We start from the raw sequence: 14,674 nt of genomic DNA, 5'->3' as shown, positions 1-14,674 counted from the left end.
AGAGCATCTATGAATCTGCATGAATATCAGGCAAAACAGCTGTTTGCCGAGTATGGCCTGCCGGTCTCCGAAGGTTATGCCTGTGCTACCCCACAAGAAGCGGCCGAAGCGGCCGACAAGATTGGCGGCAATACCTGGGTCGTCAAATGCCAGGTACACGCCGGTGGCCGCGGTAAAGCGGGCGGCGTGAAAGTGGCCAAGAGCAAGGATGAGATCCGTGCTTTTGCCCAAAACTGGCTTGGCAAAAATCTGGTGACCTACCAGACCGACGCCAACGGCCAGCCGGTCACCAAGATCCTGGTGGAATCTTGCACCGACATCGCCAAAGAGCTCTACCTGGGCGCCGTGGTTGACCGTGGTTCGCGCCGTGTGGTCTTCATGGCCTCAACCGAAGGTGGCGTGGATATCGAGAAGATCGCCCACGAAACCCCCCATCTGATCCACAAGGCGGCCATCGATCCGTTGGTGGGTCCGCAGGCTTATCAGGCCCGCGAACTGGCCTTCAAACTGGGTCTGGTCGGCGATCAGATCAAACAGTTCACCAAGATCTTCATGGGTCTGGGCCAGATGTTCCTGGATTGCGATTTCGCGCTGCTGGAGATCAACCCGCTGGTGATCACCGCGCAGGGCAACCTGCACTGCCTGGATGGCAAGATCAACATCGACGCCAACGCCCTCTATCGTCAGCCCAAGCTGCGCGAAATGCACGACCCGTCACAGGATGACCCCCGCGAAGCGCACGCTGCTCAGTGGGAGCTCAACTATGTGGCCCTCGATGGCAACATCGGCTGCATGGTCAACGGCGCGGGTCTGGCCATGGGCACCATGGACATCGTCAACCTGCACGGCGGCAAGCCGGCCAACTTCCTTGACGTCGGCGGCGGCGCCACCAAGGAACGGGTAACCGAGGCGTTCAAGATCATCCTCTCCGACAGCAACGTCAAAGCGGTGCTGGTCAACATCTTTGGCGGCATAGTGCGTTGCGACATGATCGCGGAAGGCATCATAGGTGCGGTCAAGGAAGTGGGGGTCAAGGTGCCCGTCGTGGTCCGTCTGGAAGGCAACAACGCCGAGCTGGGTGGTATCAAGCTGGCCGAGAGCGGCCTCAACATCATTGCGGCCAAGAGTCTGACCGATGCCGCGCAGCAAGTCGTCAAAGCAGCGGAGGCCAACTGATGAGCGTACTGATCAACAAGGACACCCGAGTCATCTGCCAGGGCTTTACCGGCGGTCAGGGTACTTTCCACTCCGAGCAGGCGCTCTCCTATGGTACCCAGCTGGTGGGCGGCGTCTCCCCGGGCAAGGGCGGCACCACCCATCTGGGCCTGCCGGTGTTCAACACCGTCCGTGACGCGGTCGAAGCGACCGGCGCCACCGCCTCCGTCATCTATGTGCCGGCGCCGTTCTGCAAGGATGCCATCCTGGAAGCGATCGACGCGGGTATCAAGCTCATCGTCACCATCACCGAAGGCATCCCGACGCTGGATATGCTGGACGTCAAAGTGAAGCTGCAAGAGACCGGCGTGCGGATGATCGGCCCCAACTGCCCGGGCGTGATCACCCCGGGTGAATGCAAGATCGGCATCATGCCGGGCCACATTCACAAGCCGGGCAAGGTGGGCATCGTCTCCCGCTCCGGCACCCTGACCTACGAAGCGGTCAAGCAGACCACTGACGAGGGCTTTGGCCAGTCCACCTGCGTCGGTATCGGTGGCGACCCCATCCCGGGTTCCAACTTTATCGACATTCTGGAGATGTTCCAGAACGACCCGCAGACCGAAGCGATCGTGATGATCGGCGAGATCGGCGGCAACGCCGAGGAAGACGCGGCCGCCTATATCAAGGCCCACGTCACCAAGCCGGTGGTCTCCTATATCGCGGGTGTTACTGCCCCTCCAGGCAAGCGGATGGGCCACGCTGGCGCCATTATCTCCGGTGGCAAGGGTACTGCTGCCGAGAAGTTTGCCGCGCTGGAAGATGCTGGCGTGAAAACCGTCCGCTCCCTGGCCGATATCGGCAAGGCCTTGCGCGAAGTGACCGGTTGGTAATTCCTGTTAGCCCGTTATCTCTAATAAAATGCCGCCCAATGGGCGGTTTTTTAATGGATCTAGATTGGTATGTTCTCGCGTGTATAAGAATATGTGTCGCTATTCAAATTTGTTTATTATTCATCATCGTCATCAAAGTCTATATCATAAGGAAATAAAACAACCTCATCCTCTGGAATCACTGGTGCGCATTTATACAATGCGTCTACATCAATAAATGGCGTAGATAGTATGGATTTTTTAAATTTATTATCTGTGACCCACTTGGAATTCCATATATGCTCATGAGGTACATTATACTTACCAGATACAATAGAGCAGAGTGGCTCTTGATATTCTATATCTTGATTGATATGGAATGAGATTCGTTGTAACCAGATATCTAAAATCCCCGTCCCTAATATTGGTTCGAACTTTGATTTTATTTTATTTAATAAAGTTAGCTTATCAGTATCATTTGGGATGAATTTAAGTACATTGCTTAATACCAATGCGCAAGAGGAAAAAGCTCTCGGGTTGTTAATCATAATATCGGTGATGATGCTCACAATAGGTTTAACATCTTCTTTAAGTTTCGGCATCCTCTCTAGTCGTTTATTTATTTTTGCGAGTTGCTTTTGAAGTTGTCCAGAGTTTTTGTGTCGTCTTGAGAAAATAGATAATTTCAACAGTGTTTTTTGAATGGTTGTAGAAAAAATGGATTTACCAAATAGCATTAATGCATCTTGCTTGTCAGGTTTCATTGAACTTAATATTATGTCTTCAGATAATGAAGTTTTAGATACATTCAGCTGTAGTCCCACCCCTTGAAGAATAACAGTAAGATACCTAGCTATTGCCTCTGCATCCTCCTTGCTATTGGTAAATATTCTGTAATCATCACGGTATCGAATAATATTGTAGTCAGTGATATTTTCTTTTCTTAGCTTCTCACTTAGAAGTTTATCACAATAGCCGAGCACTATTTCAGCTATAAAGTCCATTAATGCTGAACCCTGAGGTATGCCATTTGTTTGACCCCAGCGCATCTGGCGTAAAGCATGATCTATTCGGTTTCCTAGGTTTGCATTAAAGTTTCTATTGTTTTTTGCAACTCTTTTGGTATGAATTGCCCAAGGAATTGAATGGGTATAAATTGATGGATAAAAGTTAGCTATATCTGTAGTGAATAAATATTTAAAATCAAGAGCGTTGTTGATGGACTGTTGTTCTACATTACGCCACCATCCCATGACACTCTCAGCAGTGTCAGACTTACATTCATCTTCAGACTCTCTTGGTAAGCTTACGCAGACTATTTTCTTGTTGGTTTTAAATTGTTTAAACCTCTTTAATAATAGCTCCCATTCATCCTCTTTAGTAAGCTCATGAACTAGATGGACGTAAATAGCGGGATGAATCAGTTCGAATGGACGCCATGAATAATGACCATCTTTATTTGTCTGTAGAGTGTAATTAGCCCCGCTATATTCACAAGCATTTTTATAACCAATGTCATTTATGCCATTTTGTTTTTTATTCAGGGCATTGCTTACATTTTTAAGAAGATTCTGGAAGTTAAAGTAAACCGGGAGAGGAAAACCGCAATAACTGGTGTGTTTCAAGAAAAAAACTCTTGCTTCCGAAGCAGTCATTTCAGTGATTAAAGTCATGAAAATACTCCAACACATTACCTGTAATTTCGAATAGCCCGTATGCACGAATAGCGAAGCGTGTTCGGATGTTCGGGAAAGGAATTATGCCACAAGAGTCTTCAGCCACCAGTGACAAACAGCCCAAGATTGTTACGCTGTTGCAACCAAGTTGACTGAGGCTGTTTCGCTGGTGAATCAATCCTGCCGCTGCTTGGGGCAACCTGCTGGCCGCGCAGGTTGCCAATACCGCTCCGATTTGGGTTAAAGAGCTGAGCCAAACGCGGGCTAACTTCCCGTTGATTGACCCTTGTACAGCGCTCCTTGACATCAGGGCTCGCTATCACTTCCCGAAGTAAAAATGCCGACCCAAAGGTCGGCATTTTGCTTTTACAAGGCGCAGGTCTGGCTGCATATGTTCAGATCGCCGCTGACCAGATGCTCACACTCGCCATTGTGCTTGAGCCTATTGGCTAAAGACCGTCTGCCCGCGAAAGACGGTGCGGGTGACCTGGGTATCGGCGATCTGCTCCGGTTTGCCGCTGGCGACCATCTCGTATGTTGGGCTAAAAATGGTAGGTTGGTGCTGAACGAAGTGAAGCCCAACGTTTACCGTGAAATATGCCTGTAAATCTGTTTTAAGGCTTCGTCATATCCTTGTTTATCCCGCTCTTGTTGGGGTAATCATGCTCGTCTGTTGGGCTTCGCTACGCTCTGCGCCAACCTACAAATCACGCTATCTCAACCCTGCCGCCGCTGGGACCATCAGCTGATCACGCTTGGCGATAATGCCCCCTCAGATTTCACCTGTAAAAATGCCGACCCTCGGGTCGGCAGTTTCAAGAAATAGGGTGTGGGGCGAAACAGTATGGGAAATGGTTGCCCGCTATCGCCGGGCTATTTATCCGCCTTGCCCGCCGCATCGGCAAGTTTGGCCAGCTGTTTGTCATACCAGGCCACCGGGCGGTTCTCATCTTCCGCCCGCTCTTTGCGGCGGATGGCATTGCGCACCGCCATGGCGCCCAGCCAGCGAAAGGGTTCGGGCGGGAAGTAGCCACGCGGGCCGCTTACCAGGGCGCATTCACGCCAGGGTTTATCCTCCTACCGCACTTCATCTCTCACCAAAGCCGCCAGTACTTGACCGCCCATCCAGCTTTGCGCCACCCCGTTGCCGGAGTAACCGAGGCCATAGACGATATTGGGCTGCCCTCGCCAGTGGCCGAAGAAGGGGAGGCCATCTACCGAGCGGTCGGAGGCGCCGCACCAGCTGGCGGCGATGGGCACCTCTTTGAGCGCCGGAAAGAAGCGGCGCAGGGTGCGGGTAAGGGGGGCAAGATAACGGCTGGGGGCATCAAACTCGGCCAGATGGCGGTTGGCAAAAGCGAAGGTATTGCCCCCCTTGCCCAGCATCAGCCGCCCTTGCGGGGTGGAGCGGTAGTAATGGACAAAGGTGCGGCCATCCACCACGCTGCGGCCGTGCTCAAGCTGCTGGGCGGCCAGTGCATCCGGCGCGGGGTCGGTTATCACCATATCGGAGGAGACCAGCACTATGCTGCGGCGAAACTCGCGAAAGTGCTGCACCATGGCGCTGTTGAGGGCCAGCACCACCTTGCGGGCACGCACCTCACCTTGCGGCGTTTGCACCCGCGCGGGCTGACCCGCCTCAAGGCGCTGCATGGGGGAGTGCTCATAAACCTCGACCCCCAGCTCCCGCGCCACCCGCAGTAGGCCGCGCACCAAGAGCGCCGGTTGCACCGAGCCCGCGTGTGGGCTGTAGAGCCCCTCCAGATGAACGTGGGAGCCGCTTTGGCTCGCCAGTTTATCCTCTTCAATCACTTGCCACTGGTTAAGGTCGGCTCGCTGTAGCTCCTGTAATACCGGCTCCATCAGGCCGCGCTGGGCCTCGCTGGTGGCGGTGTAGCAGGTCCCCTCGACCCTCAGCTCTGCCTCTATGTTGTGCGTTTCGCAGAAGCGGGCGATCTCGTGTACCGCCTGCTCGGATCTTTGCACCAGCCAGGCAGCCTGCTCTTCGCCAAAGAGGCGCTTTAAGGTCAGATACTTGGCCGACCAGGTGAGCAGGCAGCCGCCGTTGCGCCCGGAGGCGCCGCTGCCACAGCGATCTTTCTCCAGCACCATGATGCGTAAGGCTGGCTCGGCCTGTTTAAGGGCGATGGCGCTCCATAGCCCGGTAAAGCCGCCACCGACGATGCAGATATCGGCCTCGTGGTGGCCGACTAGGGGCGTGGGCGGTGTGGGCTGTTCGGCAGCGAGCGCTTCGGCCAGCCAGAAGGGGAGAGTGGACATGATGACTCCTCGATAAGGTTATTGGTGGCGCCAGCGCTGGGTGCGATCCAGCAGGGCGCGGCTCAAAAAGAGCTGGAGCAGCTTGATGGTGGCGGCGGCCAGCAGGATCAGGGTGGCCATGGCGGCGGCCGCGGCGGTATCGCCGGAATCCTCCATGTTCAGCACGGCGATGGAGGCGAGCACGCTGTCGCTCGAATAGAGGAAGATCACCGCCGAGGTGGTGGTCATGGCGTTGACGAACAGATAGATGAAGATCTCCAGCAGTGCGGGCAGGGAGGCGGGCAGGGTGACTCGCCAGAACGCCTTCCAGAGTGGAATGCGCAATGAGATGGCCACCAGCTCCAGCTCCTTGGGCAGTTGCTTGAGGCAGGTCAGCGCCGTCATATGGCCCACCGTGTAGTAGTGGATGACGCAGGAGAGCACCATCAGCGGTAGGGTGCCGTATAGGCCGCCAAAGAGCGGATTGCCGTTGAAAAAGAAGATATAACCTAGCCCCAGCACCATGCCGGGCACCGCCAGCGACAGCATGGCGAGCAGATGCAGCAACTGGCGAAGCCATGCAAAGTGGCGCCCCTTCTCCTGCGCCCAGGCCAGCACCATCACCAGCACGGTGCCGATAAGCGCGCTATAGAGGCCCAGCTGCAAGGTGTTGGTAAAGGGCTGCCAGCCGTAGACGCTGTTGCTGTCAAAGGCGTAGTGATCCAGCGTCAGCTCGAGGTTGTAGGGCCAGAACTGCACCAGGGAGCCGTAAACGGCCATCCCCACCAGCGCCAGAAACAGCAGGGCCCAGAGCGTGCACCAGCCGAGCGCCAGCAGGTCACGCAGCCGATGGGGTTTGGGCTGATAGGGCACCGCCTTGGTGCTGCTCTGCTCCTGCATCTTGCTGCGCACTCTGTGCTCCAGCGCAAAGCTCAAGAGCGCCGGCAGCAGCAGGGTTACGCTGGCAACGGCGCCGAGGGAGAAGTTCTGCATCCCGATCACCTGCCGGTAGATATCGGTAGCCAGCACGCTGTACTGGCCGCCAATCACTTTGGCCACCCCGAAGTCGCAGATGGTGAGGGTGAAGACCGCGATGGCGGCGCTGAGCAGGCCATAACGGGCGGTAGGCAGGGTGACAGTGACAAAGGTGCGCCAGCCGCTGCTGCCCAGCACCCGGGAGGCTTCATAGAGGCGGGCGTCACTCTGACCGAGCGCCGTGATAAGGATCATCAGGGCGTGAGGGAAGCACCAGAAGCCAAGACCGATGACGATGCCGATGGGGCCGTAGATACTCTCGCCGCCGAGCAGCCCCTTGGCGATCCCCTGATTGCCAAACCAGTAGACCAGACTGATGGCGGGCAACAGGGAGGGCATCAGGAGCGGGATCAAACCGATGAGGCGAAACAGGGGCTTGCTCGGCATGCAGGTGCGGGTGAGGGCATAGGCGTAGCCAAAGGCGATGGTCACCACCAGCGCGGTGATCAGCACCCCGAGCCAGAGGGTGTTGCCGATGGTGCGCCCCAGATGAGGGGAGTCGAAGTAGGCGCTGAAGTTGGCAAGGCCCACCCAGAGCCCATTTTCATCCTGCAGACTCTTTTGCAGCATGGTAAGCAGCGGCAGCAAGAGGCCCCCCACCAGCAGAGCGATGCCGAGCAGAAGCAGGATCAGTTGCAGCAGCTGATCCCGGCTCCAGCCGCGACAAAGGCGCTGCCAGCGGGCGTCTTGCCGGACTGTCGCTGTCGACAACAGGGAGGAGGTTGCGAAGGGGGCAGTCATGGGCGCTCTCCCTCAAACAGTTGCATGGCCGCGGCGGGCCAGTGCAGCGAGCAGCGCATGCCGCTGCGCCAGCCACCCTGTTCGTGGCGGGGCAGCTCGTGGGTCGGGCGCGCCACCAGAATTTGCTGCGGGCCCAGATAGGTATCGGCGGTGCAGATAAGGCGCTGGGCTGCGCCGAGAAATTCCACCTGATCGATGGTTGCTTCAATGCCATGTTGCCCAAGATACGGCTCGCTCGGCGCACTCAGGGTGATCGCCTCGGGGCGGATCGCCACCTGCAATTTGCTGCCGGCTGCGGCCTGGTTGGCAAGTGTCAGCGGTTGTTCGTTGAGGCGCACCTGATTGGGGCTCAGCACCAGGGTCTCGAGGAAGTTCATGGTGCCGACGAAGCTTGCCACGAAGCGGCTGGCAGGCTGGTGGTAGATCTCCTGCGGGGTGCCCACCTGCACGATGCGGCCGCCCTCCATCACCACGATGCGATCGGCCATGGTCAGCGCCTCTTCCTGATCGTGGGTCACCATGATGGTGGTGATGCCAAGGCGCTGCTGCAGGGCGCGGATCTCGCTGCGAAGATGGGTGCGCACCAGCGCATCCAGCGCGCTGAGCGGTTCGTCGAGCAACAACAGACCGGGGGAAAGGGCGAGCGCCCGGGCCAGCGCCACCCGCTGCTGCTGGCCGCCGGAGATCTGGCTCGGGTATTTGTGGGACTGGGCAGTGAGATCCACCAGCCCCAGCCAGTGGTCCACCCGCTCCTTGATGAGATCCCGCGCCAACCCCTGATTTTCAAGGCCGAAGGCGATGTTCTGGGCCACCGTCAGGTTGGGGAAGAGAGCATAGGACTGAAACACGATGCCAAAATCGCGCTCCTGGGGCGGCAGGCGGGAGATATTGCGCCCCCCTTGCCAGATCTCGCCGCTGTCTGGCAGATCCAGCCCGGCGATGGCTCTGAGCAGGGTGGTTTTGCCGCAGCCGGAGGGGCCGAGAAAGCAGATAAACTCCCCCGGCTCAATGGTCAGAGAGATCCCTTTCAGGGCCTGAAAAGCACCGAACTGCTTGTTGAGATGTTGAATGTCCAGATAGGGCTGGGTCATGGTTCGACTCGCTACTGATTTGGTATATACCAGTTTGCGGGTGAAGTGTGACGGTCAGGTGATCGGGGGATGACAGCTTGATGACAGTCAAATGAGATCGGGTCGCCAGCAAGTGGCTGGGCACTGTGCGAATGGACTAAGCATCGCTAATTGAAGGCACTACACACTCGGGAAGTTAAAACCAAAAAGCGAAGGCCAACAGCTGTTGGCCTTCGACTGGCAGTTTATTGGCAGCGGTGTGTCTGGTGTGAACAAACCGCCGCCCTTCACGCTTACTGTTTGGCTTCGGTCTTGCCGTCGAAGCTGGCGCTCCACTGGGCCAGGATGGCGTTACGCTCGCGGGCTGCCCAGCTAAAGTCGTTGTCGATCATCTGGCCTTTGATATCCGCCGGATAGCCCGCTCTCGGTTGGGCTACATCGGGGATGGCGACCACTGCGAACGACTTGTTGTAGAGGGCGTTGGCCTGTTCGGTGGCGGCAAAGTCGAGCAGCTGTTTGGCGGCTTCCAGCTTGGGGGTGCCCTTGATGATGGCGGCGGCTTCCATATCCCAGCCCGACCCCTCTTTCGGGAACACCACTTCGATGGGGGCACCCTTGGCCTTGAGGCTGGTAGCCGGGAAGTCGAAGGAGATACCGATCACCGTCTCGCCGCTGGCGGCCAGCTTGCAGGGGGCGGAGCCCGAGTGGGTGTAACGGTCGATGTTCTGGTGCAGGCCGTTCATGAATTGCCAGCCCTGCTGCTCACCCATGGTCTGCAGCCAGCCCGCAACGCTCAGGTAACCGGTGCCGGAGGAGCTGGGGTTGGGCATGATCACCTTGCCCTTGTAGATGGGCTTGGTGAGGTCTGCCCAGCTGGTGGGGGCCGGGATCCCCTGTTTTTCTGCCTCTACCTTGTTGAAGCAGATGGCGCTGAAGAAGGCGTCCAGACCGATCCAGTGCGGCTCGGCCTTGCTGTCGCGAAAGCGGCTGTCGAGCTTATCCAGCCCTTTCGGTGCATAGGCATTGAGCATCTGCTGCTGATCGAGCTGCATCAGGCTGGTGGCGGCCAGTCCCCACACCACATCCGCTTTGGGCTGGGCTTTTTCTGCCAGCAAGCGGGCGGTGACCACGCCGGTGGAGTCACGCACCCATTTGATGTTGATATCCGGATGCTGGCGCTCGAACGCGGTTTTCAGCTCGTTGAGCTGCTCCGGTTCGAAGGCGGTGTAGACGGTGAGATCGGTCGCGGCCAGTGCCGGGGCGGTCATGGCAGCCAGCACGGCGGCGGCCAGCAGATGGGTTCCCTGTTTCATCCTCTTCTCCAGTTAAATTGATTTGGTATAAACCAGATTGGTCGAGAGAGAGGCTAGGGGATCTTTATGACGTGACCGTGACAGCCCCGTGACGTTTTGCCGTTCCTGATTTATCCGTGACTAATCCTGGGTATCCACCTCGATCTCCAGACTGTCGTGGCGCCAGTACTCCAGATCGAAGTCGAGCACCCGGCCGTGCTGATCGAAGTTGAGCCGCTCGAGGCGCAGGGCGGGTAGGCCGGCGGTGGCCCCCAGCGCCTTGGCTACCTCGTCCGGCAGGGCGGTGGGGAAGAAACGCACCTGCATGCGGGCATAATGAAGATCGTAATGGGCTTGGTAGATCTCGGTCAGACTGCCGTTGAGATCCAGCTCCAGCAGGCCGGGCACCCGCTCTGGCAGGCAGTGGTTCTCGCAGTAGCAGATGGCGCGCCCGTTGGCGTAGCGCAGTCGCTTGAGCAAAAAGAGGCTGTCAAACGGCTTGAGCTGCAGTTGCGCCATCAACGCGGGCGGTACCGCCTGACGGCTTTTCTCCAGCAGTTCGGTGCGCGGCTCACCCCCTTGTTCCCGCACTATCTGGTGAAAGTTGGAGGTGCGTCTGGGGTTCAAGCGAAAGCGCGGCGGGGTGACGAACCAGCCGCGGCGATCCTCTCGATAGATAAGGCCGTTCGCCTCCAGCTGCACCAGTGCCTCGCGGATGGTAACCCGGGTGGTGCCATAGAGTTCCCCCAGCAGCCGCTCGGAGGGAAGCTTGTCGTTGGGGGCCAGACCCCCCGCCAGGATCTGGTTGGCGAGGGCATCCTTGATCTGCAGATATTGCGGTTTGCTCATGAAAATCCCTGGTTTTGCAATAAGTTGTGCAATGAGTTGGGCAATGGGCTGGGCATAGGGCAGGTCATCTGCCCGGTCGTTACACGGCAACATCAACATGCGTTGGTAGATACCAGCATCGCCCCTGCTGTTCAGGCCTCCTAGATTATCGCGATCCCGGCGCTGAAAATGAATTTTTTGTTGCACGTAGCCCCACCCCTTTGACCTTGGCGGGGCAGTTACCCACAATGCGCCTATTCTGGTATATACCAAAAGGAGCGAAGTCATGACCCATATTCCTGCGGCCCCCGCCGCCGTCGATTACCTGCTGCTGACCCCGGGCCCCCTCTCGACCACCGCGACTGTGCGTGCCGCCATGCTGCAAGACAGCTGCACCTGGGATGCGGACTACAACCAGGGCGTGGTGGAGCCCATCCGCCGCGAGCTGGTGCGGCTGGCCACTGGCCCGGAATATCAAAGTGACTACAGCGCCGTGCTGCTGCAGGGGAGTGGCAGCTATGTGGTGGAGAGCGTGCTGGGCTCGGCGATAGGCGTCGATGAGTGTCTGCTGATCATCAACAACGGCGCCTACGGTGCCCGCATGGGGGAGATGGCCCGCTGCCTTGGCCTGCGCCACCACGAGCTGGACTGCGGCGAGACCACCCGCCCGGAGCCCGCCGCCATCGAGGCGATGCTGGCGCGCCACCCCGAGATCACCCATCTGGCCATGGTGCACTGCGAGACCACCACCGGCATGCTCAACCCCCTTGAGGAGGTGGCTGAGCTCTGCCAGCGCCGCGGCATTCGCCTTATCGTCGATGCCATGAGCAGCTTTGGCGGTATCCCCATCGACATGGGGCGCCTTGGCATCGAGTTTCTCATCAGCTCTGCCAACAAGTGCATTCAGGGGGTGCCGGGTTTTGGTTTTGTCATCGCTCGCCGCGTGGCGCTCACGGCCTGCGCCGGTCGCGCCCGCTCGGTCTCCCTCGACCTGCATGCCCAGTGGCAGACCATGGAGCAGCAGGGGGGCAAGTGGCGCTTTACCTCGCCCACCCATACCGTGCTTGCCTTTGCCCAGGCGCTGCGCGAGCTGGACGAGGAGGGGGGCATTGAAGCCCGTCATCAGCGCTACAGCGAGAATCAGCGCACGCTGGTGGCGGGGATGGCGGCGCTCGGCTTTGCGCCGCTGCTGCCAGAACAGTGGCAATCTCCCATCATCACCGCCTTCTACTCTCCGGCCCACCCTGACTACCGCTTCGCCGACTTCTACCAGCGGCTCAAGGCGCAGGGCTTTGTTATCTATCCAGGCAAGGTCTCCCAGGCCGATTGCTTCCGTATCGGCAATATCGGCGACGTGACCCCGGAGCGGGTGCGCAGCTTGCTCGCCGCCATGGCCAGCGTCTGCTACTGGCAAGGGGACGCGCGATGACCAGCATGCTGGCTCAGGGTCGTGATCTGCGTGGCCGCGATTTGCATGACCATAAGCTGCACGGCAGCGGCCGCGCCGACAGCGAAGGGGATATCAACCTCGGCGAGGGGCGGGCGCGTTGGTGGGCTGACCAGAGCGAGGCGGTGCAGGCGGGATTGGCGGAGGATAGCCGCTACTTCCTCCATCAGGCACTCTCCACCCCCTGTCTGGATTTGATCGAGGGGGCACAGGGGAGCTGGTTGACCAGCGTATCGGGCAAGCGTTACCTCGATTTTCACGGCAACAGCGTCCATCAGCTGGGCCACGGTCACCCCAGGGTGGTGGCCGCGGTGCAGCAGCAACTCGCCGATCTGCCGTTTGCACCCCGCCGCTACACCCATCAGGTTGCCATCGACTGCGCCCGCACCCTGGCCGAGCTGGCTCCCGGCGATCTCAACCGGGTGCTGTTCGCCCCCGGCGGCAGCGAGGTGGTGGGGATTGCCCTGAAGCTCGCCCGTTTCATCACCGGCAACAGCAAAGTGGTGTCCCTGTGGGATGCCTTTCACGGCGCCTCCCTCGATGCCATCTCGGTTGGCGGCGAGGCCTGTTTTCGCGCTGGTATGGGCCCGCTGATGGCCGGCGTGGAGCGCATCCCACCGCCCACCCGTTATCGCGGCGTCTGGTATCGCGGGGAGGGGGATGACCTGCACTACGCCGATTATCTGGAGTACGTCATCGAGAAGGAGGGAGGAATAGGCGCCTTTATCGCCGAGCCCATCCGCAACACCGATGTGCAGGTGCCCTCGAAGGCCTACTGGCAGCGGGTAAGGGAGATCTGCGATCGCCACAAGGTGCTGCTGATTGTCGACGAGATCCCCAATGCCCTGGGCCGCACCGGCCACTGGTTCAGCTTTGAAGAGTTCGGCATCGAACCCGACATCATCTGTCTGGGTAAGGGGCTGGGGGGCGGGGTGGTACCGTTTGCGGCTCTCATTTCCCGCGACCGGTTCAATCAGGCCGCAGCTATTTCACTCGGTCACTACACCCACGAGAAGAGCCCTATCGGCTGCGCGGCGGCGCTCGCTACCATCAGTACCATCCGCGAAGAGGGGTTGCTGGCAAAAGCGCAGGAGGATGGCCGTTTTATGGCGGCCGAGCTCGGCAAGTTGGCCGAACGTCACCCGCTGATCGGGCAGGTGCGCGGTATCGGTATGCTTTGGGCGCTCGATCTGGTGGTCGATCATCAGAGTCGCACCCGCAACAGCCAGGCCGCCGAGCGGCTGCTCTACCGCTGTCTGGAGCTGGGGCTCAGCTTCAAGGTCTCCCAAGGGAACGTCATCCAGCTCTCGCCCCCACTCAATATCGCCCGCGCCGATCTGGTGCGCGCCATCACCATTCTCGATCGCGCATTGGGCGAGATCGCACTTTCACCGAAACAGGAACACCACCATGACTGACTTGCAGATTGCTGTAGACCCGACCACCGACGTAGAGGCGCTGATCCTCGACTGGGCCGGCACCGTCGTTGATTTCGGCTCCTTCGCCCCCACCTCCATCTTCGTCGAGGCCTTCGCCCGCGCCTATGACTTTGCTGTGACCCTGGACGAAGCACGCCAGCCCATGGGCCTTGGCAAGTGGGATCATATCTCTGCGTTGGGCCGTCTGCCTTCGGTGGATGCGCGCTGGCAGGATCGCTTCGGCCACCCCATGAGCCACGCCGAGGTGGACCACATTTATCACACCTTTATGCCGCTGCAGATTGCCGCCGTGACCCGCTTTGCCGCCCCCATCCCCGGTGTGCTGCCGCTGCTGGACGCTCTGCGGGGTCAGGGGCTGCGTATCGGCTCCTGCTCCGGTTATCCCCGTCCAGTGATGGAGGCGCTGGTGCCTGCTGCGGCCGATCACTGCTATCGGCCGGATCACTGGGTCGCCACTGACGATCTCAAGGCAGGTGGTCGCCCCGGCCCCTGGATGGCGCTGGCCAACGTAATTGAGCTGGGAGTGAGCGCGGTGCATCGCTGCATCAAGGTGGATGACGCCGTACCCGGCATCAGTGAAGGGCTGAACGCGGGCATGTGGACGGTGGGATTGTCGGTTTCCGGCAACGAATTTGGTGCCACCTGGGAAGAGTTTGCCGCCATGAGCGAGGCGGAGATCGCCGCCCGGCGCGCACCGGCCGAGGCCAAACTGCGGGCGGCGGGGGCGCACTATGTGATTGATACCCTTGCCGACATCGCCCCGGTTATCGCCGATATCAACCGTCGTCTGGCCGCTGGCGAGCGGCCGTAGGCCATCGGTGGGGTCTAACAAAAGCGCTTGGCTGGCTTTAGATATAACA

General features: G+C 59.0%; 10 protein-coding genes and 1 pseudogene. 5 read left to right on the top strand and 6 right to left on the bottom strand.

Going from position 1 to position 14,674, the window contains the following annotated elements:
* Window positions 1–9: 9 nt before the first annotated feature.
* Both sucC and sucD read left to right on the top strand, forming a co-directional pair.
* Window positions 10–1,176 (top strand): ADP-forming succinate--CoA ligase subunit beta, encoded by a 1,167-nt coding sequence (gene sucC / locus AB5Y86_RS00985; RefSeq protein WP_005361097.1) that lies wholly within the window; start codon window positions 10–12, stop codon window positions 1,174–1,176.
* Window positions 1,176–2,048 carry a succinate--CoA ligase subunit alpha gene (gene sucD / locus AB5Y86_RS00980; protein ID WP_005333542.1) on the top strand — a complete coding sequence of 291 codons (873 nt, stop codon included), beginning with the start codon at window positions 1,176–1,178 and terminating at the stop codon, window positions 2,046–2,048. The genes sucC and sucD overlap by 1 nt, the downstream gene beginning before the upstream one ends.
* Before the next feature lie 116 nt (window positions 2,049–2,164).
* Here the strand turns inward: sucD and AB5Y86_RS00975 are convergent, their stop codons facing one another.
* From AB5Y86_RS00975 to phnR, 6 genes and pseudogenes are all read right to left on the bottom strand, one after another.
* Window positions 2,165–3,700: an RNA-directed DNA polymerase gene (locus AB5Y86_RS00975; protein WP_368191800.1), complete on the bottom strand. Its 1,536-nt coding sequence runs from the start codon at window positions 3,698–3,700 to the stop codon at window positions 2,165–2,167.
* Window positions 3,701–4,576: 876 nt separating this feature from the next.
* Window positions 4,577–5,983: pseudogene (locus AB5Y86_RS00970) on the bottom strand (FAD-dependent oxidoreductase).
* A gap of 18 nt (window positions 5,984–6,001) precedes the next feature.
* On the bottom strand, window positions 6,002–7,738 hold the full coding sequence (locus AB5Y86_RS00965; protein ID WP_368191798.1) for a putative 2-aminoethylphosphonate ABC transporter permease subunit: 1,737 nt from the start codon (window positions 7,736–7,738) through the stop codon (window positions 6,002–6,004).
* Complete coding sequence (locus tag AB5Y86_RS00960) at window positions 7,735–8,829, bottom strand: putative 2-aminoethylphosphonate ABC transporter ATP-binding protein (RefSeq protein ID WP_368191796.1); 1,095 nt, start codon at window positions 8,827–8,829, stop codon at window positions 7,735–7,737. Before AB5Y86_RS00960 ends, AB5Y86_RS00965 begins: the two co-directional genes overlap by 4 nt.
* A gap of 272 nt (window positions 8,830–9,101) precedes the next feature.
* Entirely contained in the window at window positions 9,102–10,121 is a 1,020-nt protein-coding gene (locus tag AB5Y86_RS00955; protein ID WP_005352506.1) for a putative 2-aminoethylphosphonate ABC transporter substrate-binding protein, read from the bottom strand.
* A gap of 120 nt (window positions 10,122–10,241) precedes the next feature.
* Window positions 10,242–10,949 (bottom strand): phosphonate utilization transcriptional regulator PhnR, encoded by a 708-nt coding sequence (gene phnR / locus AB5Y86_RS00950; RefSeq protein WP_005300236.1) that lies wholly within the window; start codon window positions 10,947–10,949, stop codon window positions 10,242–10,244.
* 265 nt (window positions 10,950–11,214) lie between these two features.
* On the opposite strand from phnR, the gene phnW reads away from it, so the two are divergent.
* The 3 genes from phnW to phnX are packed head-to-tail and all read left to right on the top strand — an operon-like array spanning window position 11,215 to window position 14,625.
* Entirely contained in the window at window positions 11,215–12,357 is a 1,143-nt protein-coding gene (phnW, locus tag AB5Y86_RS00945; protein ID WP_368191794.1) for a 2-aminoethylphosphonate--pyruvate transaminase, read from the top strand.
* A complete protein-coding gene (locus AB5Y86_RS00940; RefSeq protein ID WP_368191792.1) occupies window positions 12,354–13,793 on the top strand; it encodes an aspartate aminotransferase family protein in 1,440 nt (479 codons plus the stop codon). Before phnW ends, AB5Y86_RS00940 begins: the two co-directional genes overlap by 4 nt.
* Entirely contained in the window at window positions 13,786–14,625 is an 840-nt protein-coding gene (phnX, locus tag AB5Y86_RS00935) for a phosphonoacetaldehyde hydrolase (protein WP_368191790.1), read from the top strand. The genes AB5Y86_RS00940 and phnX overlap by 8 nt, the downstream gene beginning before the upstream one ends.
* Window positions 14,626–14,674 lie beyond the last annotated feature (49 nt).

The sequence above is a fragment of the Aeromonas sp. s8 genome, assembly GCF_040907785.1.
GTDB classification, from domain to species: Bacteria; Pseudomonadota; Gammaproteobacteria; order Enterobacterales; family Aeromonadaceae; genus Aeromonas; species Aeromonas veronii.
This window is presented reverse-complemented; position numbering and strand designations above follow the sequence as displayed.